Genomic DNA, 24,092 nt, shown 5'->3' on the forward strand with positions numbered 1-24,092 from the left:
GTTAATCCATTAATTTTTTAAGGGTTTCTACGTCTGGTAAAAGGCCCTTAAAGGCTGCGGGTAAAACCTGGCTTGTTTTGTATGTAGAAACACCCATTGCCTTATTAAAATCTCTAAATGAAAATTCAATAACTTTATTCTTCTTCTCTTTGCACAAAATAATCCCAATCGATGTTTGTTCGTGTGGCTGTTTTACATATTCATCTAAAGCTGATAGGTAAAAATTCATTTTACCCATATATTCAGGTTTGAATTTTCCGGTTTTTAATTCAAAAACAACCAAACACTGTAATCGGCGATTAAAAAATAAAAGATCTAAAAAATATTCTTCGTCTTCTACAATTAAACGATATTGATTGGCTATGAAAGCAAAATCAGAACCCAATGACATTAGAAACTTTTTAATGTTTTGAACAATTTCACTTTCTAAAACGCGTTCGTCATTTTCATCGTTGTCTTCAATGTTTAAAAAATCTAACAGGTATTCATCTTTAAATGATTGTAGTGCCTTTTGCCTTACATCATCATTAATAATTGTTTGTGAGAAATTATTTGGCAGACGACCAGTTTTTTTAAAAGTTTGATTAGCGAGGTGATTTTTTAGAGTACTTATACTCCAAAATTCTGCCGCGGTTTTTTGAATGTAAAATATCCTTTCATCGAGGGATTTTGTATTTTGTAATATTTCAATATGATGCGTAAAACTAACATTTGAAAATACATTTCCTAATTGGTCCGTCAGTGACGGACTGAATTTAATCTCCTCTAAATCAATAACTTGTGTTTGGTTCGTTACTGACGGACTAATTACAAATTGATCATGCCAAGCTTCAAAAAAAACTCTCATTCGTTTAATGTTCGATGCTGAAAATCCTCTTAATCCAGGCAGTTCTAATTGTAAATCTGCAGATAGATTATCAATAATTTTTGCACCCCATTTTTCTTCCTCAATTTTTCTGGATATAAATCTACCAATGGCAAAATATAAGATGAGGAGTTCTTTATTAACAATTGTCGCAGCTTTATGGCGGCTTTTTAAAATAGCCGATTTTAACGCATTAATATTGTCGAGATAGTTTTTAGAAAGCTCCATATTACTTCGGTTGCAAATTAATCAACGTTTCATATAAATGTATATGTTCAGTAGCGATAACCTCTTCCGAAAAATCAGTTAAAATGCTTAGTCTTGCAGCTTTATTTAATTCATCTTTATTCGGGCGATGGTACAACCATTCAATTCCGTTAGCTAAATCAGTGGCATTTTTGTACTCTGCCAAATAACCATTTTGCATATGTGTAACCATATCGGGAATTCCGCCTGTTGTAAAGGCGATAACCGGAGTAGCGCAAGCCAGGCTTTCCATTACGGTATTTGGCAAATTATCTTCTAAAGATGGCGTGATAAATGCATCAGCAGCCGAATAACATTTTGCTAAATGCTCATCTTTGTTAATGGTTCCTAAAAAAGTTGTTTTAAAAGGAAACGTTGGCATTTCGGCATTCTCTTTATTCCCGAAAATTACGAGTTCTATATCTTCTTTATTAATTCCCGCTCTGCGTGATAAAATTTCTAAAGCTTCAATCAAATAAGGCGTTCCTTTATGTTTGTCATTTTTTGAGGGCATAAAACCACTCATCAAAACAAACTTATCTGGATTTATTTTCAGAATTTTTTTCGCTTCTGATTTAACATAAGGCTTAAAAATTTTAGTTTCGATGGTGTTCGGAATTACCGTAGTTTTCCGCGTACCCAACAAACTGCTAAATTTTACCGAAGCCGCCATCCAATTACTTGGGGCAACAATATGAAAATTTAATTTTGTGTAAGCTGTTTGCTTTCTTAACCAGGTTTTATGCGATATATCTTCTGGGCCACTAATTTTTAAAATTGGGCAATTGCCGCATTGCTGATGAAAATGCTCGCATCCATAACGCACATGGCAGCCACCCGTAAAAGCATTACTATCATGAAATGTCCATACAATTGGCTTTTCAAGTTCATCTAGCTGCGCTAAAAACTTTGGATTAAGAAAGCCGTGATTTACCCAATGTAAATGAATTACATCTGCATTTTTAACATCAGGATGGTTGATAACCGATCGGCCAAACCACTGCAAACTAAAAGGTGTTTTTACTGATTTGCTTAACCATTTAGCAAAATATCGTTCTGAGAAAATATTATAAACAGCCTTTGCTTTTTGAAATGGCGATTTACTAAAAGTATCTACCGCTGGGTTTTGCCCAAATTTATAATAAACCAATACTTTCGAATCGATGCCACTTGCTTTAAGCGCATCGCTTAAGCGTAAACAGGCTCTTCCTGCTCCGCCATTTCCGTCATAGGTATTTAGATGTACAACTTTCAAATCAATCAAAAATACATTTTATTGTTTACGATTATAAAAACTGTTACGTATTTTCATGCTTCCAAAGCCAAACGAACAAAATCATGCTTAAAAAACTATTTAAATCGCTTGCGGCAATAGCATTTCTGTTGCCCTTTAATTCATTTTCACAAGGTCAAACTTACTTCGCCGCATACCCAGCTTTAACGCCCGATGCGCAAACGATAGTATTTGCCTATGATGGAGATATTTGGAAAGCGCCGGTTGGTGGCGGCGTTGCATCGCGAATTACCGCCATGCAAGGCGAAGAAATTAATCCCAAAATATCTCCTGATGGAAAATGGATGGCTTTTTCATCAAATCAGTTTGGCAATTATGATGTTTACCTAATGCCTTTGGCAGGTGGCGATATTAAGCAGTTAACTTTTAATGATGCTGCAGATGAAGTGGATAACTGGAGCTGGGATTCGAAAAGCATCTATTTTACTTCCGGTAGGTTCAATTCGTTTTCGAGTTATAAAGTTGGTATAACTGGCGGAACTGCAGTGCGCCTTTTCGATAACTATTTTAATACTACACATCATATTGCAGAAGCACCTGATGGCGAATTATTTTTTAATGATACCTGGGAAAGCTACCGTTTTGCAAATCGTAAGCATTACAAAGGCGCTTACAATCCAGATATTCAATCTTATAATCCAAAAACTAAAGCTTATAAGCAATACACCAATTATTTAGGTAAAGATTTCTGGACCAGCGTAGACCAGAAAGGAAATATTTATTTTGTATCGGATGAAGGCAACGAAGAATACAATCTTTATACTTTTTTAAATGGTAAAAAAACGGCTTTAACCAATTTTGATAGTTCAATTAAACGCCCTTTTGTAGCTGCGAATGGAAGTACAATCGTTTTTGAGAAAGATTATCAGCTTTACACTTATGATGTTGCATCAAAAAAATCAGCAAAAATTAACATTAGCACTTCCAGAAATCAGGTTTTAAGTAAAGAGCAGGAATATGATGTGCGTGGAAATATCTCGGCTTTTGATGTTTCTACTGATGGAAAGAAAACCGTATTTATTTCTAGAGGGGAGATTTTTGTGAGCGATGCTGATGGAAAATTTATACGTAAAATAAGCAATACTGGCGAGCGGGCTTTACAGTGCAAATGGCTGGCCGATAACAAAACAATTCTCTTCAGTCAAACCTGGAATGGCTATCAAAACTGGTTTACCATAACCGGCGATGGCAAGGGCACCATAAAACAGCTTACCAAAGATAAGGCGAACAATAGAGACATCACCCTTAATAAAGCTAAAACTTTAGGCGTTTATTTAAGTGGAAGAAATGAATTAAAGCTTATCGATTTGAAAACTTTTGATAGCAAAACATTAGTTACTGATGAGTTTTGGGCCATCCAAAATTCTACCCCAAGTTTTTCTCCGAATGATGAATATGTGCTTTTTACCGCTTACCGTAACTTTGAGCAAGATATATTGGTGCATAATATCAAAAGCAACAAAACCATCAATTTAACAAATACTGGCGTTACAGAAACTGCTCCGGCCTGGTCGCCAGATGGTAAGTATATTTATTTTACAAGTGCACGTACAGATCCGTTTTATCCTTCGGGAAGCGAAAACGTTCATATTTATCGAATGGCCTTAAATAATTACGATGCCCCATTCCGGGCCGACAAATTTGATGATTTATTTAAAGAAACGCCGGTTGCGCCAAAAGAAGTTACCACGGTAATAGACAAAAAGGGAAAAAAAACAACCGATACGGCAAAGAAGAAAACTGATGTTAAGCCAACACCAAAGCCTGCCAGCGTTATTACAATTAATACACAGAATATTTTAGACAGAATTGAACTGGTTAGCCCGGGTTTTGGTAGTCAGTTTGGAACAGATGTTTTTGCCAAAGGCGATAAAACGTATGTGTTCTACAGTTCAAACCACGAAGGTGGAAAATCAGGTTTGTACAGAACCACTATCGAACCTTTTGAAGCAAATAAAACTGAAAAGGTTGGCGATGGACAAGATTACACAATTGTGCAAAGTGGCGATAAGTTTTTCGCCTTAATAGGTGGCGCCATTAATAAGTACAACCTGGATGGTAATAAACTTGATAAAGTTGACCATGCATATAAGTTCGCAAAAAACCTGAATGCAGAGTTTAACCAGATGTTTTATGAAACATGGGTTGGTTTGGATGAGAATTTTTATGACGAAAATTTCCATGGTGTAGATTGGGAAAAGATGAAAACCCATTATTCGGCCTATTTGCCTTATGTAAATAATCGTAGTGATTTAAGGATTTTACTGAATGATATGCTTGGCGAATTAAATTCATCGCACATGGGCTTTAATAGTTTCGGTGCCGAAGAAAAGAAAAACCTAAATTATATCACAAACCAAACAGGCATTATTTTCGACAATGAAAATCCTTTTAAAATTGAACGTGTTGCTGCTAAAAGTAATGCATCTTACGGTAGCGTAAATGTTTTGCCCGGCGATGTTCTGAAAAAAGTGAATGGGGTAGAAGTTGATGAAAAAATTGACCGTGATTATTATTTTAGTAAGCCATCGTTAGATAAAGAAATGACTTTAACTTTTACCAGAAGTGGGAAAGAAGTTAATGTAAATATCCATCCACAAAGTTCTGGTAGTTTAAAAAATAACCTTTATGACGAATGGATTGCTAAAAACCGCTCTAATGTTGATAAATGGGGCAATAACAGAATTGCCTACTCTTACATGAAAAATATGGGTAGCGGTGAGTTAGAACGTTTCCTTTTAGATATGGTTGAACAAGAGGAAAATAAAGATGCAATTATATTGGATTTACGCTACAATACCGGTGGAAATGTTCACGATGCTGTGCTAAGATTTTTATCTCAAAAACCTTATTTGAAGTGGAAATATAGAGGTGGTAAAATGGCGCCTCAAAGTAACTTCGGCCCTGCTGCAAAACCGATTGTATTACTCATTAACGAACAATCTTTAAGCGATGCGGAAATGACTGCCGCAGGTTTTAAACAATTAAAATTGGGTAAAATTATTGGAACGGAAACTTATCGCTGGATTATTTTTACCTCTGCAAAGGGTTTGGTTGATGGTTCTTCATACCGATTGCCATCTTGGGGATGTTATACAATGGATGGAAAAAATATCGAAAAGGATGGTGTAACACCAGATATTTATGTGAAAAATACTTTTGAAGACCGTTTAAATGATAAAGACCCACAATTAGAAAAGGCAGTTGCAGAAATTTTAAAAGACTTGAAATAGGTCTAACTTTTATGGTATGCCAGTCGCCATTCTGAGCTTGTCAAACACATTAATAAGTTTCGACAAGCTCAACATGACAATTAATATAAAATTTATCATACTTTTCCGTTTCTTTGGCGTTGGAATCAATTTAGAACATGGCAAATTTATTAACCGACAGAGCTTTTTGGGTAAATTATTGGGAAAGTAAAACAGGACTTGCAGTTCAGTTGCCGGAAAACTACTTGTTTCATAAGCAACTTGCAGAGGTTATAAATAAAGAAAGTGTTAAAAATGCCATAGAATTAGGTGGCTTTCCTGGTTATTATGCAGTTTTTTTAAAGAAGTTTTTTAACCTTGATGTTACCCTGTTAGATTATTTCGTTCATCCTCCAGTGGTAAACGATTTGCTGTTGAAAAACAATTTATCCGAGAAAGACATCCACATTATAGAAACAGATTTGTTTAACTACACGCCAGTTCAACAATATGATTTGGTGCTGAGCTGCGGTTTAATTGAGCATTTTAATGATACTGCCGATATTATTAATCGCCACATTACTTTTGTAAAACCCGGCGGAACGCTTTTTATTACTTTACCAAACTTTAAAGCCGTAAATGGTTGGTTTCAAAAAAACTTCGATAAAGAAAATTACGATAAGCACAACATCGATAGCATGAACCCCGAATTACTTAAATCCATCTGCGAAAAAGCAGGATTGAAAGCAGTAAAGTCTGGTTACTTCGGGCGTTTTAGCGTATGGTTAGAAAACGAAGCCCAAAAATCTACTGGTGTTCGTTTATTTAAAAAAATTGTATGGTTAAGTGGCAAAGTTTTCACAAAACTTATTCCTTTCGAGAGCCAAAGTTTGTCGCCTTACATTATTCTACAGGCAAAGAAACCGTTATAAGGTTTTTTTATAAACTCCAAATTCGCTTAAAGTGATACATACCGGAGATTTCGAAATGTTTAATCTTAGTTTTTGTGCTGTAATTGGTTTATCCAACATAATCAATCTTTTTGCACCAATGCTTTCTCCGCTGTAAACTTTTTTCCAGGCGTTGTTTTCAAAAACTTCAACATTAAATTCCTCAATTCTTTGTCCCAAAGGGATGTATTCCTGCAAACTTATAATGTCGAAAGTTTTTGCAGCACCTAAATCAATCTCAAGATTTGCAGTGTGAATCTTATCAGCGGTTGCCCAATAAGTTTCCTTATCACCATCTAAAATAGTGTTAATGCTAAAGTTTTTTCCTCGCCTATTACTGGCTTTAATTTTTCCATTTTTAGCTAGATTATTAGCGAAAGTATGTTTTACGATATCGCCAAAACCTTTCAAAGCGGCCACATCATCACTATGTAATTGCCCTCTGGTATCTGGCGCCAAGCCTAAATCCAAAGCCGCACCATGGCCTACACTCTGCAAGTATAAATCGAATAATTCTTCAGGCGATCTTGGTTTCTCGTTTTCATGGTAAAACCAACCCTTTCTTAGTGGAACATCGCATTCTGCAGGCATCCAAAATTTACCATTTCTAATGCCCATTGGACTTTGAGGATAATTCGCCTGACCCGGAACGGCTACATTTTTTCCCTCTGGAGGAAGTGGTGTAAAGGTTGCCCAACTGGTTTCTGCAGCTGTTCCATCTTCGCTTCCAACCCATCTTACGTCTAAACCAATATCGCTAAAAATGTTTGCCATTGGCTGCATTTTGCGGGTAATGCCCCAGGTATTGTTCCAGTCGTAATAGGTTGTGTTGTCAATAGAACGCTTTTCCCTGGCGCCACCATAATATCCATCGCCACCATTTGCACCATCGTGCCAGCTCATAAAAAGCTCGCCATAATTGCTGTATAATTCTTTAAGCTGCGCTTGATAGATGGCTAAATATTTATCTGTGCCATAAAGCGGATTGTTTCTATCCCAAGGCGAACAATAAATACCAAATTTTAATCCATTTTTTCTTACGGCTTGCTCAACTTCTTTAACCAAATCGCCTTTGCCATTCCTAAAGGGACTTTTGGTAATATTATATTCAGTAGTTTTTGTTGGCCACAGCGCAAAACCATCATGGTGTTTTGCAACCAGAATGATGCCTTTCAAACCGCCGGCTTTGGCAGCACCGATAATCTGCTCTGCATTAAAATCAGTAGGATTAAATGTTTTTGGATCTGCATCTCCAAATCCCCATTCCTTGTTTTCGAATGTTGTGGGCGTGAAATGTATTAATCCATATACCTCCACATTATGCCAGGCCAGTTGCCTTTTAGATGGAACAGCTCCGTATGGTTTTGGTGCTGTTTGCGCAAAAATATTTGTAGAAATAAATAAGATAAGGATGGATAAAACTCTCATGATTAACATTTGGAATAACCAAAATACAAAGAATTTTTAAGAATGGCTCTGTCTTATTTTGAAAAGTATTGTGATAGTTTCTCGTTTACAAAACGCTTCAATCTCCTTACCATGTTGCCTTTTCTGGTCGCCAGAAATTGTTTTATGGTTTTATAAGCAATTTCGTCTTCTTCTATTACCTTCGGAAATTTAGTTATAGGTTTTGGATTAATAATAACATTGTAAATATCGTTTATGCCCGAATGTACCCCAGAACCATCATGACCAATGTTATTAACTAAGGATTGCGATGGGTTTAAAGTTAAGCCGCCTTTTAAAAAAATTGAGGCATACCACCTGATTGCCCAGCTATTATTTTTACCTTTTTTAAATTCCTGCATTTGCTTCCAGAAATTCATTTTATTATCTATAGAAAAGGCAGATTTTTTCTTTTTATCAAATTGACTAATCAAATTATCGATGTTTGGTTCGAAGTGTGTCCAAGCCCTTTCCCAGGTTGCCCAGCCCCAACTTGTAGCCGCACGGAAGAAGAAAGATTGTGGAAGCTTTTCGGGGTTAATTGGGTACATATAAGCTCCAATGTGCATAACCTTCTCCTCGCCTTCATAAAGGGTTAAAGCATCATTAAAGTAGGTTAAGGTGTGTGGCGAGGTAACCAAATCATCCTCAAAAACGATAACTTTGCCATAATCTTTAATTAATTGGCTTACGCCTGAAATAACTGAATTTGCCAAGCCTGCATTTTCTTTCCTTTCAATTACCTTAATGGATTTAAAACCATCAATTTTATTGATTATGGTCCTTACTTTTGCAACATCATCAATCTCGTCTTTGGTTTTAGCGCCGTCAGAAAAAATGTATAAATGACTTTTTGCCGCAAGTTTATTTTCCTGCAAAAACTTTATAGTTCGCTCTGTATGTTGCGGACGATTATAAACGAAAAGGGCTATAGGAGCAAGGTTTTGCATGTTGTTTTTACCATTTTTACTTCTGCGTCATGCTGAATTTATTTCAGCATCTATACAATAAGATCCTTAAATAAATTTAGGCTGTCGAGTTCAGGAAGTATTTGCTATTAAAATATTTGAAGATTTGAATCTGATTTTTTTGTTAAAACCGTATAAGCATTTGCAAATTGCTCTTGCTTTTTTCTGCCAAGAAAATTTCCCAAGGCTTTTTTAATTCGGTATTCCAGCTCAATTTTTAAATTTTTAGTAAATGTTTTTGGCGCTTTTCTATTAATAAATTCGTTAAACTTTACCGTTTCAGTTGCAGTCATCGAAACCTTATCTTCTAAAATTTCAAGTCCTTCGCTTTGCAATAAAAACCTTAATGATGTAGGCGTGTACATATTGATGTGCCCATAATCAAGGAAATGTTTCATTCGCTGGTCTACCCCGAACCGATAATCTTTCGGAACTTCAACAACAATATACTTCGAAACTCTTTTCAGCTCACGCAATAAAATCCTTTCATGCTCCACATGTTCGAGCACATGTGCGAGTATCACTAAATCGAAAGCATCATCCTCGAATGGTATTTTGTAACCATCAAAAGTTTGAACTGATTTTAAACTGGATAAATTTCTGCTTTTTATAATATCTACACCACTTTCTGCAATTTCCAATGCATACAGCTCAGGGGCAAAACTCCATTCGTTTAAAAAATGAAGGATACTTCCATCGCCGGCACCAACCTCTAAAACTTTAGTCGGTTTTATATCTCTACAAACATCAACAATGTTTTTTGCTTTGTATTTTGCGCCGAGCATTCGCCAGGCAACATCACTATTTGTATAAAAATTATCGTATGCCGTTTTTACTTCTTCGCTGAGCATGCTGTAATGATTAAATGCCTAAGCAGTTATCTGCTTTATAAAAAACTGAAGTTGCTTTTTCGTAAAATAAGCCTGGAGAAATTCCGCTGAAACTGATTTCTTTAAAGCCCTTTTCTTTCAATAAAACACGTGCAGGATTGTAAACTTCTCGTTCACTATCATCCAATACAATTACACCATTGGCAGATAAAGCATCCAAACTGTAAGCGCAACACCTAACTCTATCTCTTCCATCAACAATAATAATTTCGAATTTCCTGTTAAGTAATGCCGCTTTTTTAGCATATTCACCATCCCGTTGCAACTCACAATAAATCATTTCTGCATTTGCTGGACTGGTGTTTTTTACCTTTTCGAACCAGTTTTTATCATGTTCTACCGATGTAACCGAACCTGCTCTTTCTGCATAAAAAATTGTCGAGTTTCCAGAGCCATACTCAAAAATGTGTTGGGTTTTGTTAATTCTTTCTTTTATAAAATCGATAAAAGAATATGTAACCCAAGGCAGCGCTTTGCTCTGCCCATCAACCGCCTGTTTGTTGTCGAACGCGGTAAACCAGCCAATGCTATTTAGATATCCTTTATGCCCGTATGATAATAATGCTTTTAACCTTGATGGTTTAGCAATTAGTGTGCTTAATGCTTTTAATGTACTCAACGTTTTAATATTTTTTGAAATGCAGTTATCAAAAATAATGATTTTAACATCATTATGCCTTGTTGGCGAGTTTTTGGAATTAATAATAAATAAAAAGTTGAAACAAAACACGCAATGAGCGTTGCTAATGATGCTCCCACTCCGGCATATAATGGAATTAACCACAAATTTAGTCCAACATTAATTACTGCTCCGGCAGCCGTTCTGTAAAATGAAATTTTTGTAAAGCCTTCTGCAACTAAATATTGCGAACTGGCTGTACCTAAAAATACAAAAATGCCTGACCAGATATGTATGGATAACATTGGTCCGGCTCCATCATATTTACCTTGATAAATAATATGGATAATATCAGAACCAAAGAAACTTATAAAAAGTGCCACAGGAAGGCTGATGAAGACCAGCAAATCGTATAAATTGCCTAAACGCTTTTGATAGCGGTCTAAATCTGTTTTCCTGGCATTTAATAATGCGGGGAATACGGAAGTAACAATTGCAACGGGAATAAAATACCAGGCTTCACTCAAATTTTGAGCGGCACTGTAAATACCTACTGCTTTACTGCCAATACTTTTTAGCATAACAACATCAATTTTCATGTAAATTGAAACCATTACAGCTGATAAAATTAATGGCGAAGATTTCTGTAAAAGGAATTTTGCTCTTTGTTTATTAAAGGTCCAATCGAAAATATTAAATCCCCGTTTCTGAAAAATAAGGATTAAACCAATTGCCAGAATTAACCCATCAAAAACATAAGCTAATACAATATAAATGAGCGGCAGATTTAATGTGATAAGAATTATTTTTACAACAGAAGTAACGATTAAACAGATATTTTGAACCTGCACTACATATTTCGATTGTACCTGAGACTGAAAATATGCATCAATTACATTAAAAGATTTAAAGAAGGAGGCGAGTGCAAGTAGGCCGACTAAAAGTGTAAGTGGTTCGCCCGGCTTTGTTGAAAGATGATGACTGAATAAGTAAATGCCTACTGCTACAGGAATCAGCAGTGCATTTGCAACCATTCTGAGCCATAACGATGTGCCTAATATTTCGTTGCGTTTCTCTGGTTCTTGAATAATTTCGCGGATGATAAATGTATCTAAACCTAAGGCACCAACCGCAGCTAAAATAGCAACCAGAGATAAGCCAAAGTTTAAATCTCCAAATAAAATGGGACCAAGGTAACGGGCAATTAAAAGGTTTACAATAAGGCTTAATCCTTTGCCAAACATAACCCAACCAGCATTTTTTAAATACTTGTTAAAAGCCTCTTCATCAAAACCTTTTATGGCGGGTAATTTCATCAGCGCAAAGATGTAAAAAATTGCATTAGCTTTTTAAGTTAATGGAGCGCCAACTGCAATATCGCACCTATGTCCATCTTTTCCATGTTCTGGATTGAGTTTTATCTTGCTGCTTGCTTCTGTTGTTTTATTTACTGATTTGTTTAAAGCAACTGGCTTTGCTACTGGCTTAGAATCTAAAGGCGCACCCACCGCAATATCGCATCGATGGCTCGGCTGACCATGAGCCGGATTCAGGTTTTTTGCCGATGTTTTTACGATTGGAGGCTCGGCTTTTGCTTTAATCTCTTGCTTTACAATTTGTTGAGCTTGTGGGGTAGATGCAGCCTGGTTTAAAGGAGCACCAACCGCTAATTCGCATCTATGTCCGGGTTTACCATGCTCAGGATTAAAGATTAAATTACTCTTTACGGATTGATTTACCGGCTGCGCTGGAGCGCTATTTTGCAAGCCCTGCATACCTGTTGGAGTGGCTATAACAACTTGCGTTGAAGATTTTTTATTATTACAGGCAAAAAATATCAAGGTAATAAATAAGTACGATGATTTTTTCATAAGCAGTTCTTATTTAATGATGGTAATTATGTTCTTTGCAGATAGCTTTCTTCAATTCTAATTAACTGCTTTAAATGATGCTTTAAGTGGATTTCTATAAACCTTAACCATTGCTTTGAGTTTAAATACCCTAACCTTGGATGCTTGGTTTTTGAACGATTAGAAGCTTTTGCAATTTGTGTATAAACATTTTCTAAGGTTTTTTCAAATTCTAAAATAAAATCCAAGGCTTCAGTTTTACTGATTTTTTTTACCCTGCTCGCAAGTCTTTTTGGTACTTCATATTTTTTTGCAGGCGGCAGAGCGCCAAATAGCAGTATTAGTTTTACAATAAAATGGGTGGGTTTATCTTCACCTTTACCATTTGCTGCGTTTTCAAGAGCAATGGTAGAAAGTATGCTCGAATCGAAAATGTGGCAATAAACTTCGCTAAAACTCCAGCCATTTATGGGTGGTGTTGTTTCAAAAATCTCATCAGTATAAGAAGAAAGTTTTGCTTTATAAGCTTCCACAATGTGATGGATTGAAACTCTTATTTTGGCTGCAGTCATTCTTAAAGCTACTAAATACTATTAAAATAACTGCAAAAGTTCCTCAAGATGAACAATTTCCTTTTTCACATCTTCAGGCTTTTCTTTCTTTAACGGATTAAAAAATATGGCATCCATACCAAAATTTAATGCACCGTAAATATCTGCCTCCAAACTGTCTCCAATCATAATGCTTTCTGCTTTAAGTGCTTTTGCTTTATCTAATGCATATTCAAAAATTACCGGATTTGGCTTGTTCACACCAACATCTTCAGAAATAATTACGTTCGAGAAATATGGATTAAGTGCTGAAAAATCCATTTTTGTAAGTGTAGTTTCTTTAAAACCATTTGAAATGATGTGTAAAGTATATTTCTGCTGCAAATAGCTTAAAACATTCTCTGCACCTTCAAATAAATTCGTTTTCGTTGGAGAAATGCATACGTAATCGTCTTCAAACTGATGTGGAACGGCATCCGGATGGATACCCAATTCCAAAAATGTTTTGCTAAACCGCTCTGCCCGAAGAAAGTCTTTAGTGATTTTTCCGAGGTGATAATCTGCCCAGAGCTTATGGTTGTTCTCTGTATATTTTGAAATAAAATCCGAACATGATTTTAAGCCCAATTCATCAAGCTTATATTTTTTATATAGCTCTTGAAGCGTTTCTTCTGCATTTCTGTCGAAATCCCAAATCGTGTGGTCAAGGTCAAAGAATATGTGTTTTTTGTTTTTCAAGATGTTTTGTTATTGGGATGGTTAGAATTAGTGAAGTAGAAAGGGTTGAAAGTTTGAATATTGGAAAGTTATATCCTGCTAATCCTAAAAATCCTGATCACACTTTTTCCCCATAAGCTAAATCCCCGGCATCGCCTAATCCGGGTACAATATAAGATTTGCTGGTCATTTCCTCATCAATTGCGCCAAGCCATAATTTTGCCTTGGGTAAGTTTGCCTTAACATGCGCCACGCCTTCTACGCTTGCAATAGCCGCCACAATGTGTAATTCAGCAATTTTATAACGATTCATTAATTCTTTGCAACACATTACCATGCTTTGTCCGGTTGCCAGCATTGGATCGGCCATAATTAATACACGTCCATCCAAATCTGGTGTAGAAACATAATCCATCTGGATGATAAAATCGCCACTTTTTTTAACTTTCCGGTATGCCGAAATGAAACAGCACTCAGCTTTATCGTAAATATTTAACAGACCTTGTTGTAATGGCAAGCCTGCCCTTAAAATTGTAGCTAATACAGGTTGAATTTCTAAAAATTCGCAGCTGGAGGTACCCAATGGCGTTATTACATCTTTTTGCTGATATTTTAATGTTTTACTGATTTCATAAGCAAAAAATTCACCTAACCTTTCAAGGTTTTTGCGAAACCTCATCGAATCCTTTTGAATGTTTTCATCACGAAGTTCTGCAACAAAGGTATTTGCAACAGATTTAGTTTTGCTCAGGTCGAAAATCATAATAATAAGTTTTGTTGCTTTTAAAAGCCTTGTTAGCGTCTAAATTAATGTTTTTGGTTGATAGTGAGTAACATCTTTATAGATATTTAAATTCCATGTAGAATATTTAATAAATTAGTTTTAATCATTACTAAATCGAATTAGTGATGCTCTAACCGGATATATTTTTTAAATTATTAACTATGACAGCTAACAAACTTCTTAAAACTATTCTTTTTTTCTGCGTTTTGTTAGTTTCATTGCCTAACCTACTATCTGCACAACAAAATTTAATTAGTGTAAAGTCAGAACTGGAGCTCATGACAAACATTGGCAACCTGCCAAAATATACAGATGCGGTTATAAAACAATACTCGTCTTACGATACAACAGGGAATAACGACGATGGTTTTAGCGGTAAATATTCTTTTATCAAAAAAAATCCAGATAGCAGTTTAGTTATTTTTGAAGATAAAGGAGCAGGGGTTATCAACAGGATTTGGACACCTACTCCAACAAATGATATCATCGATTTTTATTTCGATGGTAGCAAAAAGCCATCTTACTCGATTAAATTTTCAGATTTATTTTCCGGAAATGCTGCGCCTTTTCAATTACCGCTTTGTGGTAACCAGATTGGAGGCTATTATTGTTATTTTCCAATACCATATAAAAATGGATGCAAGGTAGTTTTTAGAGGCAAAAAGTTAGAGTTTTACCAGATTCAGTACCGCAATTTTGGTAAAAAGGCCAATGTTAAAACATTCGATTCAAATTTAAATCAGGAAGAAACAGCTGCCTTGGCAAAAGTGTCATCAACATGGTTAAATGTTAAGAAAAGCATAATGGCTGAAAGCCCCATTGACTCCCTTGTTGTGGATAAAACCATATCGACCAGCCAAAACATTACCTTGGCAGAAATAGATAAAGGCGGGCGCTTGTTAGGTTTTGAAATAGAAAACGCCACACAATTTGAAGGACTAAACAAAAAAATTGATATAAAAATAACCTGGGATAATGAAAGCCGGCCAGCGGTTTACATGCCAATAGCCGATTTTTTCGGATACGCTTTCGGAAAGATTTCTATGCAAAGTTTATTAATTGGAACGGCTAACAATATAAATTACAATTATTTTTCTATGCCTTTTGATAATCATGCAAAGGTTGAATTGTATTATCGAAACAGCAGCATTAAGGATAAAGCCGAATCACTGAGAATTAAAGCAAAATTCTATTACGCTGCAAAAGTTCGAAATCAACAAACTGAAGGTAAATTTTATGCTTACTGGAATAGTGAACAAACAACCGCCGGCAAGCCCCATGTGTTTTTAAGTGGAGCAGGCAAAGGGCATTATGTGGGTACTATTTTGCAAGCCCAAGGTTTAACGCCTGGCATGACTTTGTTTTTTGAGGGAGATGATTACACCGCTATTGACGGAAAGATGAGCATGCATGGAACAGGATCAGAAGATTATTTTAATGGAGGCTGGTATGCATTACTCGATCGTTGGGACAGAAAAATGAGTTTGCCTATTCATGGTTCGTTAGATTACTCGCTTCCATTTAGCAGAACGGGCGGTTACCGTTTATTTTTAACGGATAAAATGCCTTTTAATCAGAGTATTTTGCATACAATTGAGCATGGTCCGGAGCAAAATAATAAGCCCGGAGTTTACACTTCTGTTGCTTTTTATTACGGCGAAAAGGCAATTGCTAAATCAAATGAACCAACAGAAAAATCTACAACAGTTTTTTTGCCAGATACGATGATGGTTTATCCTCAGTTAATGAATCTCAGCTTTAATGGCCAGGCTACTATCGATGGTAATAACATTATTTCGAGAAGCGGTGCTCAGGTTAGAATTGATTTGCAAGAAATTCCAAAAGGGAAATACAAACTTTATGCTGATATGGAAACTGCTGGTGATGGTGCTGAGATAACCATTTGGCAAAGACAAACGAAAGTTAGTAACCCAATATCATTTTATACTGCTCAAAAAACATACAAAAGGAATGAGTTTTTGTGTGATATAGAAGTAAACGAATTCAGAAATACAATTACCCTGCACTTTAAAAATGATAAAGATAAAAACCGCATCAATATTGGCCGACTAATCCTTATCAAAAAATAGATTACCAACGCTTAGGCATACGTATTCATATCGTTATAAGTTGCTTTTAGTTTTTTGTATTTCAAGTGCTGCGATAAACTTCGCAATTGCCAGTTACTAATAAAATAGCCATGAACCAATTTAACTACGTCAATAAAGCCAGTAACTAATTTTTTAGCTTCTTGCGTATCCAGGTGTGTGAAATGTTCGTCGCTTAAACAGTACGAATAAACCAATAGCGGCGTCACTTTTTCTAATTGCAAATCATACCAATTAAAAGGCGTACAAGTACCAGCCCTAAAACCTGGCGTATCTTCATAGCCCATTGAATAATCAGCGGTTATACCGGCAGAAATTAAATTCAGATAGCATGAAGGCAATTTTAAATCATCAATTTGTTGGCTTGAAAGGTTAACCAAACCTTGCTGTAGTTTTTTAAGTTGAAGTAAATCTGCTTTTAGTGAAGCTAATTTTTCTTTGCCTGTTGCGCATGGACGAAATAACCCAATGTTTTTGTTCTCTAAAAGATGTTTACTGTTTCTGAATGTAAATATATTTTTAGAATCTAATGGGAAATTTACAAAATAGATTGGTTTTTGAGGAGTTTGAGTATCTGGAAAAGATTCCAATACTTCTGCCGGATTTACGCTTAACCCGGTAAGCTCATCAAAAACTGAACTCAGAAATTTTTGCTCCTTATTAAAAATCGAACTGAAAATAAATTTCGATTTCGGAAAAAATCCTGGTGGCACATCAGGCTTCAGTGTAAAGTTAATTGTAGGTTGATGTTTGAACTTCTTCTCTGAAAATTTAAAAGATGGATAGTTTTTCCTGATTACATTTTTTATCAGCATTGCCCATTCATCAATTATCGGGCGATTCAAAATTTTCCATTTATGCTGATAACTATCTTCAGCCTTAAAGTTTAACACACTTTTATCTTTATGAAGGTATTCTTCGTATCGGCTGATGATAAAAAAAGATGCAGCAAAAACATCAAATGGCAAAGTCGAATCATCTACACTAAACGGCACTTTATAATCATCAAAAGTGGTCGTTTTTAATTTCAGTTCTTCAACTTTGTTTGATAAAAGAATGTTTGAATGTTTAAAAAAAAGTTCCTTGCCTACAGGTTTGTCTGCATAACTAATTTTCAAATTATCATTCTGAAGAAAATATTCTGTGTTTCCGGTAAACTCTACATCGGTTTTTAAAATATCCTTAAAAATAAAATTGAAGATATATTTTATCCTTGGAGTTAACTTGGGCGAAAAGACAATTACATGCATAGTTTAATAACAATAGGGAGCGTTACAAACTTAATTTCTTAAACAATTTATCCTGCCTGGTTTTGCCTTTTCACATTATCTTTCGGTTTAGGACATAATATAAATTTACCGTTTTTTAACCTTAATTTAATATCTATTACAAAAATTACAATTAAAAGTTTGCGCTAAAAGCCTTATCAGGATATAAAACTTTACCGCTTTTTCTGGTATTTCCTTTCACAAGGTGGATGATACTCATCTGGTCATCAAACATATCGTATAAAATAGAGCTATTTACTTCAATGCTTTTTATGCTTGCTATTTTGTCAACTTCCAGATAAATATTTGTGGCCTCGTGGTCAATTTCAAAGCCGATATAATTCATGTTAACGAGCTTACCATTTGCCTTTATTTGTAAATGGCTGAGCAGATATTTTTTGACTAAAGCATCCATTTGATTTTTTAAAGCCGGATTAACTAAATCAGTTTTTTGCTTATATAATTTAGCAAGTATGCTTTCAAAATCATCACTAAAAATTCTACAGCTTATTTCCAAACTTTTATCTTTTACATTAAAATTTACTTCAGTTGTACTTACATGAAGAGGATGTTTCTCTATTTTTTTTGAAGAAAATAGAGATAAAAACAGAAATAAGGTAACAAATTTGGAGTTTAACAATAGCATTTCGGTGATTTTAACTTTTTTACAATTAAAATTTTAATTTTAAGCTTTCAAAAATACTAAAGCTTATTACACAAAGCTAATTTAAATGCCATTGCAAGATTTCTTATTTTATTTTAAACTTGGTTGGGAACATATAATCAGCGCAGATGCGCTTGATCATCAACTCTTCATTTTAGCTTTAGTAGCCATTTACAGCTACAAAAATTTTAAACAGGTTTTAATTTTAGTAACTGCTTTTACCATCGGTCATTCTTTAACCTTATTTTTAAGTGTTACTGATGTTTTTCGTTTTGAAAGTAAATGGGTTGAATTCTTAATTCCATGCACAATTGTTTTAACGGCCATTAGCAACGTATTCAGGAAAGATTTCTCTTTAAAATCTATAAAGATAAACTATTACCTGGCCTTAGTGTTTGGGTTAATACACGGAATGGGTTTTGCAAATTCAATAAGAATAATGCTTGCCAAAGGCGATAACATTGGCTGGGGTTTATTCGGTTTTAACGTGGGTTTAGAAGCCGGACAAATATTTATGGTATTTATCATTTTACTCATCACCTTTTTTATTTTTAATTATACAAAAATCAGGCGTCGCGATTGGGTCTTGTTTATCTCAGCCGCAGTATTTAGCTTAGCACTTCAAATGTCCTTACAAAGAATTCCTTTTCTATAAATATCATTATGAACAAATTATTTACGTTAACCGGTTTATTGCTTTTTACAGGAAGCCTTGCAATAGCGCAAAATATTCAGAATAATCCAGGCAGCAACCATGGCAACAAGTTTGAACAATTAGGCACAATTTTGCCTACTCCAAACGAACAGCGAACTGCAAGTGGCGCACCTGGCGTAAAGTATTGGCAGCAGCGTGCAGACTATAACATAAAGTGTACGCTTGATGAAAAAAACCTGTTATTAACCGGAAGTGAAACCGTAACCTATACCAACAATTCGCCCGACCCATTAACTTATATTTGGTTACAACTTGATGAAAACGAGCACAGCACAAGCAAAAATGCAAACTATCAGGATGCAAGTAAAATGCTAACTGGCGGAACAACAAAAAGTATAGATGCCTTAAGCGATAAGACAGATAATGATTTTGGTATTAATATTTTAAAAATAACCGATGCTTTAGGTAAAAAATTAACCTATACCGTAAATAAAACCATGATGAGGGTTGATTTACCCGCACCGTTAAAAACCGGTCAGAAATTAATTTTTAATATAGATTGGAATTATAAAATTACCGATAGAATGACCGTGGGCGGTCGCGGAGGTTATGAATATTTTGCCGGCGATGGAAACTATTTGTTTACAATGGCTCAATGGTATCCTCGTTTGTGTGTTTACAGCGATTTTCAAGGATGGCAAAATCATCAGTTTACAGGCAGAGGAGAATTTGCCTTAACCTTTGGAGATTTTAAAGTACAAATGACTGTTCCTGCAGATCACCTTGTAGGTTCAACCGGTGCTTGTTTAAACTATAGCGCCGTTCTAAATCCTACACAATTAAGCAGATATAATGCTGCAAAAACGGCTACTGCTCCGGTAGAAATTCAGACTTTAGCGGAGGCTAAATTGGCAGAAACCAGAAAAGCAACAGCTACAAAAACATGGGTTTTTCAGGCAGATAATGTTCGCGATTTTGCCTGGACATCTTCCCGCAAATTTATTTGGGATGCAATGCCTCAGAAAATAGCAACCAACAACAATACGGTAATGTGTATGAGTTTCTACGGCAAAGAAGCTTATAATTTGTACAGTAAATTTTCTACACGTGCGGTTGCGCATACCATTAAAACTTATTCTGATTTTACCATACCTTACCCATATCCGGTGGCGCAAAGTATAGAAGCCGCTAACGGAATGGAATATCCGATGATTTGCTTTAACTATGGCCGTACCGATGCGGATGGAACTTATAGCGAAAGTACCAAAAATGGTATGCTGGGTGTAATTATTCATGAAGTTGGGCATAACTTTTTCCCAATGATTGTAAATAGCGATGAGCGTCAGTGGACCTGGATGGACGAAGGTTTAAACTCTTTCGTAGAATATTTAACAGAGGAACTTTGGGATAATACTTTCCCGAGTAAAAAAGGACCGGCTTATACGATTGTAGATTACATGAAATTGCCTAAAGATGAGTTGGAACCAATTATGACGAATTCTGAGAACATCGCACGTTTTGGTCCGAATGCATATTCTAAACCTGCAACAGGCTTAAATATTTTGCGTGAAACCATTATGGGAAGAGCGCTATTCGATTATGCTTTTAAAGAATATTCGAGAAGATGGGCTTTCAAACATCCTCAGCCTGCAGATTTATTTCGTACAATGGAAGATGCAAGTGGCGAAGATTTAGATTGGTTTTGGAGAGGTTGGTTTTATGGAACAGAACCATGCGATATTGCATTGGATAGCGTAAAATTTGCCAAAGCAGATTTCCCAACATCAGTGCCCGAGGCAAGATCAAGAATGGTAAAAATTGATAAACCTGCTGTAAATGCTTTCCAGGATATTTCAAAAATTAGAAACCGGGAAGATAAAAAGATAAGTTTCTACACAGATAAAACACCGGCGGCACAAGATTTTTATTATAAATACGATAGAGGACAAGTAAGTGTTGATACTACAACAGCGGTTAAAGTAGAAACCGCTTCGGGTTTTGAACCTGTACCTGCAGCTGAACAGGCGAAATATGAGAACAAATTTTTCTACGAACTTACCTTTAGCAATAAAGGCGGTTTGGTGATGCCAATTATTGTAGAATTTACTTATGCTGATGGCACGAAGGAAATTGACCGCATTCCGGCGCAAATATGGAGACACAACGAACTTAAAACTTCTAAATTTTATGTAAAGGATAAAGAAGTTCAATCGATACTAATTGATCCGTTACGTGAAACTGCAGATATTGATACCGGCAATAATGGTTGGGGTGGCAAAGCAAAAGAAAGCAAATTCAAAGTTTTTAAGGCCAAAACTGCAACGGCAGTTAGAGGTCAATCTGTGGGTATGAACCCAATGCAAAAAGCTGCGGGTAAATAATTTTGCTCATAAAAACATTGATAAAATTAAAGCCTTGCTAATTAGCAGGGCTTTTATTGTAAGCGATAATTTGAAATACGGATGTTTGTAAACTAAACCCGGTAGCAGCGAACACGAAACCCGATTTAAATACTGCATCTGTTATCTTAATTGTACACTTCCATATTCTACAGGTTTTTTCGGGTGAGTAAAGCGGATAACGGGACTATTGGAACCGATAAACACCGTAGCTTGCTTTTCAAATAAAACCATGTGCTAATTATTACGTTGTTATGGTATTGCAAAGTTTATAAAATTGCTTTGCATAGCATTTATAGTTAAATTTGATTGTTTATGAAATTTAAAATTACTTCAGCGTATCAGCCTACCGGCGACCAGCCTCAGGCTATAAAACAATTGGTTGATGGTGTAAATGCGAACGAAAATTATCAAACTTTACTAGGTGTTACCGGCTCAGGGAAAACGTTTACAATTGCCAATGTAATTGAGCAAACCCAAAAACCAACGCTGATATTGAGTCATAACAAAACGTTGGCTGCCCAGCTTTACGGAGAGTTTAAAAACTTTTTCCCTGAAAACTCGGTGAATTATTTTGTTTCATATTATGATTATTACCAACCCGAAGCTTTTATTGCATCCAGTAATACGTACATAGAAAAGGATTTAAGTATTAATGAAGAGATAGAGAAATTGAGGCTTCGGACTACCTCATCATTGATGAGTGGCAGGCGGGATATTATAGTAGTTTCTTCCATTTCCTGTATATATGGTATGGGAAACCCGGAGGATTTTTCTAGAATGGTTTTCCGCTTTGGAGTTGGTTTAAGAATCTCCAGAAATGCATTTTTGCACAGTTTAGTAGAAATTTTATACGCCAGAACGACTACAGAATTTAAACGCGGAACTTTTAGAGTTAAAGGCGATACAGTAGATATTTTTCCGGCTTACCTTGACCATGCTTACCGGATTTCTTTTTTTGGTGATGACATTGAAGAACTTACCGCTATTGACCCGGTTTCGGGTAAAACTTTAGAGAAGCTGGAAGACATGGCGATTTACCCGGCAAATTTATTTGTTACACCAAAAGATAGATTTAACCAGTCGATTTGGGGCATTCAGGAAGAATTGGAGATAAGAAAAAATCAATTGGTGGCCGATAAACATTTACTGGAAGCCAAGCGATTAGAAGAGCGGACCAATTTCGATATCGAGATGATGAAAGAATTGGGTTATTGCTCGGGTATCGAAAATTATTCTCGCTTTTTCGATGGTCGTTCGCCCGGTATGCGTCCTTTCTGTTTGCTTGATTATTTTCCTGAAGATTATTTAATGGTTATTGATGAAAGTCATGTTACGGTGCCTCAAATCAGGGCAATGTACGGCGGCGACCGTTCGCGAAAACTTTCTTTAGTTGAGTATGGTTTCCGTTTGCCTGCAGCTTTGGATAACAGGCCATTAAATTTTACAGAATTTGAAGCACTTGCGCCACAAACCATATATGTTAGTGCAACACCGGCTGAGTATGAATTGGAAAAATCAGAAGGCGTGGTGGTAGAGCAGGTTATTCGCCCTACTGGTTTGCTAGATCCCGTTATTGAAATCAGACCTGCAATTAACCAGGTTGATGATTTATTGGATGAAATAGATTTAACCATTAAGCAAGGCGGTAGAATTTTAGTAACAACGTTAACAAAACGCATGGCAGAAGAGTTAACTAAGTACCTGGATAGGTTAAACATTAAAACCCGCTACATCCATTCGGAAATAAAAACTTTAGAGCGTGTTGAAATACTAAGAGGTTTGCGTTTAGGTGAATTTGATGTTTTGGTTGGTATTAACTTACTACGAGAAGGTTTGGATTTGCCTGAAGTTACCCTTGTAGCCATTTTAGATGCTGATAAAGAAGGTTTTCTGCGTTCAGAAAAATCGCTTATTCAAACAATTGGGCGTGCTGCAAGGAATGATAAAGGTAGAGTAATTATGTATGCTGATGGCATTACCGAAAGCATGGAAAAAACGATTTCAGAGACCAACCGCCGTCGTGATATACAGATTGCCTATAATTTGGAGCATGGTATTACGCCATTAACGGTTGGTAAATCTCGTGAGGCAATTCTGGAGCAAACTTCTGTGCTCGATTTCTCTCAAAAGGCTAGTGATAACAAAGCCCGGGCTTACATTGAAAATGCAGAAATTAGTATTGCTGCCGATCCGATTGTACAATACATGGGCAAAGCCGAATTGCAAAAGGCAATTGATAATACCAGAAAAGATATGCAGAAAGCAGCCAAAGAAATGGACTTTTTACAAGCTGCAAAACTGCGTGATGAGATGTTTGCTTTAGAGAAAATGTACAACGAAAAATTTGCCAAATAGGATGGACGGACAAAATAGAAAGGATATCTTCCCGGGGTTGGAAGTTGGTATAATTTTAAAGAAGGATCAGCGGAGCGGAAATGTTACGTATGGAGTGGTGAAAGATTTACTCACCTCGTCTGCATTTCACTCAAGAGGAATAAAAGTAAGATTAGAGGACGGACAGGTTGGAAGAGTTTGCGAAATTATTGAAGATTAAGAATTGTAATGAAAATGCAATTAATCTGCAGAAAAGTAACAAAATATTTAAGCCTACGTCTATATTTGTA

The 24,092-nt window shown here is 35.8% G+C and carries 20 protein-coding genes; 7 read left to right on the forward strand and 13 right to left on the reverse strand.

Annotated features, from left to right (window positions below; translation table 11 throughout):
• Position 1: 1 nt before the first annotated feature.
• Together LUA86_RS01570 and LUA86_RS01575 are read right to left on the reverse strand one after the other, a co-directional pair.
• Complete coding sequence (locus tag LUA86_RS01570; protein WP_231458790.1) at positions 2-1,093, reverse strand: YhcG family protein; 1,092 nt, start codon at positions 1,091-1,093, stop codon at positions 2-4.
• 1 nt (position 1,094) lies between these two features.
• Positions 1,095-2,375 carry a glycosyltransferase gene (locus tag LUA86_RS01575; protein WP_231458791.1) on the reverse strand — a complete coding sequence of 427 codons (1,281 nt, stop codon included), beginning with the start codon at positions 2,373-2,375 and terminating at the stop codon, positions 1,095-1,097.
• A gap of 74 nt (positions 2,376-2,449) precedes the next feature.
• On the opposite strand from LUA86_RS01575, the gene LUA86_RS01580 reads away from it, so the two are divergent.
• A complete protein-coding gene (locus LUA86_RS01580; RefSeq protein WP_231458792.1) occupies positions 2,450-5,638 on the forward strand; it encodes a S41 family peptidase in 3,189 nt (1,062 codons plus the stop codon).
• Positions 5,639-5,775: 137 nt separating this feature from the next.
• The gene (locus tag LUA86_RS01585; protein ID WP_231458793.1) at positions 5,776-6,528 is read left to right on the forward strand and encodes a bifunctional 2-polyprenyl-6-hydroxyphenol methylase/3-demethylubiquinol 3-O-methyltransferase UbiG; all 753 of its coding nucleotides are present in this window, start codon (positions 5,776-5,778) and stop codon (positions 6,526-6,528) included.
• Here the strand turns inward: LUA86_RS01585 and LUA86_RS01590 are convergent.
• The 9 genes from LUA86_RS01590 to upp all read right to left on the reverse strand — a co-directional run bounded on the left by LUA86_RS01590 (position 6,523) and on the right by upp (position 14,350).
• Positions 6,523-7,974 (reverse strand): alpha-L-fucosidase, encoded by a 1,452-nt coding sequence (locus LUA86_RS01590; RefSeq protein ID WP_231458794.1) that lies wholly within the window; start codon positions 7,972-7,974, stop codon positions 6,523-6,525. The genes LUA86_RS01585 and LUA86_RS01590 overlap by 6 nt on opposite strands.
• Positions 7,975-8,027: 53 nt before the next feature.
• Positions 8,028-8,942 (reverse strand): glycosyltransferase, encoded by a 915-nt coding sequence (locus LUA86_RS01595; RefSeq protein ID WP_231458795.1) that lies wholly within the window; start codon positions 8,940-8,942, stop codon positions 8,028-8,030.
• Positions 8,943-9,049: 107 nt separating this feature from the next.
• Positions 9,050-9,811 carry a class I SAM-dependent methyltransferase gene (locus tag LUA86_RS01600; protein ID WP_231458796.1) on the reverse strand — a complete coding sequence of 254 codons (762 nt, stop codon included), beginning with the start codon at positions 9,809-9,811 and terminating at the stop codon, positions 9,050-9,052.
• 10 nt (positions 9,812-9,821) lie between these two features.
• Entirely contained in the window at positions 9,822-10,469 is a 648-nt protein-coding gene (locus LUA86_RS01605) for a class I SAM-dependent methyltransferase (protein ID WP_231458797.1), read from the reverse strand.
• A complete protein-coding gene (locus LUA86_RS01610) occupies positions 10,466-11,785 on the reverse strand; it encodes a flippase (RefSeq protein ID WP_231458798.1) in 1,320 nt (439 codons plus the stop codon). Before LUA86_RS01610 ends, LUA86_RS01605 begins: the two co-directional genes overlap by 4 nt.
• A 33-nt stretch (positions 11,786-11,818) precedes the next feature.
• Complete coding sequence (locus tag LUA86_RS01615) at positions 11,819-12,340, reverse strand: hypothetical protein (protein ID WP_231458799.1); 522 nt, start codon at positions 12,338-12,340, stop codon at positions 11,819-11,821.
• A 26-nt stretch (positions 12,341-12,366) separates the two neighbouring features.
• Positions 12,367-12,891, reverse strand: a complete 525-nt coding sequence (locus tag LUA86_RS01620; protein ID WP_231458800.1) for a DinB family protein — start codon at positions 12,889-12,891, stop codon at positions 12,367-12,369.
• Between the two features lie 21 nt (positions 12,892-12,912).
• Complete coding sequence (locus LUA86_RS01625; protein ID WP_231459252.1) at positions 12,913-13,611, reverse strand: YjjG family noncanonical pyrimidine nucleotidase; 699 nt, start codon at positions 13,609-13,611, stop codon at positions 12,913-12,915.
• Positions 13,612-13,705: 94 nt separating this feature from the next.
• Complete coding sequence (gene upp / locus LUA86_RS01630; protein WP_231458801.1) at positions 13,706-14,350, reverse strand: uracil phosphoribosyltransferase; 645 nt, start codon at positions 14,348-14,350, stop codon at positions 13,706-13,708.
• 182 nt (positions 14,351-14,532) lie between these two features.
• Here upp and LUA86_RS01635 point away from each other — a divergent pair, with 182 nt between their 5' ends.
• Positions 14,533-16,461: a glycoside hydrolase family 172 protein gene (locus tag LUA86_RS01635; RefSeq protein WP_231458802.1), complete on the forward strand. Its 1,929-nt coding sequence runs from the start codon at positions 14,533-14,535 to the stop codon at positions 16,459-16,461.
• An 11-nt stretch (positions 16,462-16,472) separates the two neighbouring features.
• Here the strand turns inward: LUA86_RS01635 and LUA86_RS01640 are convergent, their stop codons facing one another.
• Both LUA86_RS01640 and LUA86_RS01645 read right to left on the reverse strand, forming a co-directional pair.
• Positions 16,473-17,729, reverse strand: a complete 1,257-nt coding sequence (locus LUA86_RS01640; RefSeq protein WP_231458803.1) for a hypothetical protein — start codon at positions 17,727-17,729, stop codon at positions 16,473-16,475.
• A gap of 151 nt (positions 17,730-17,880) precedes the next feature.
• Positions 17,881-18,393, reverse strand: a complete 513-nt coding sequence (locus tag LUA86_RS01645; RefSeq protein ID WP_231458804.1) for a DUF6702 family protein — start codon at positions 18,391-18,393, stop codon at positions 17,881-17,883.
• Between the two features lie 85 nt (positions 18,394-18,478).
• Between LUA86_RS01645 and LUA86_RS01650 the strand changes: the two genes are divergently transcribed.
• The 4 genes from LUA86_RS01650 to LUA86_RS01665 all read left to right on the forward strand — a co-directional run bounded on the left by LUA86_RS01650 (position 18,479) and on the right by LUA86_RS01665 (position 24,022).
• The gene (locus LUA86_RS01650; protein WP_231458805.1) at positions 18,479-19,066 is read left to right on the forward strand and encodes a HupE/UreJ family protein; all 588 of its coding nucleotides are present in this window, start codon (positions 18,479-18,481) and stop codon (positions 19,064-19,066) included.
• 8 nt (positions 19,067-19,074) lie between these two features.
• Complete coding sequence (locus tag LUA86_RS01655; protein WP_231458806.1) at positions 19,075-21,447, forward strand: M1 family metallopeptidase; 2,373 nt, start codon at positions 19,075-19,077, stop codon at positions 21,445-21,447.
• A 333-nt stretch (positions 21,448-21,780) separates the two neighbouring features.
• On the forward strand, positions 21,781-23,823 hold the full coding sequence (uvrB, locus tag LUA86_RS01660) for an excinuclease ABC subunit UvrB (protein ID WP_304622658.1): 2,043 nt from the start codon (positions 21,781-21,783) through the stop codon (positions 23,821-23,823).
• A gap of 1 nt (position 23,824) precedes the next feature.
• On the forward strand, positions 23,825-24,022 hold the full coding sequence (locus LUA86_RS01665) for a YwbE family protein (protein ID WP_231458808.1): 198 nt from the start codon (positions 23,825-23,827) through the stop codon (positions 24,020-24,022).
• The last annotated feature ends 70 nt before the right edge of the window (positions 24,023-24,092 follow it).

This window comes from Pedobacter sp. Leaf132 (assembly GCF_920984695.1).
Classification (GTDB): Bacteria; Bacteroidota; Bacteroidia; order Sphingobacteriales; family Sphingobacteriaceae; genus Pedobacter.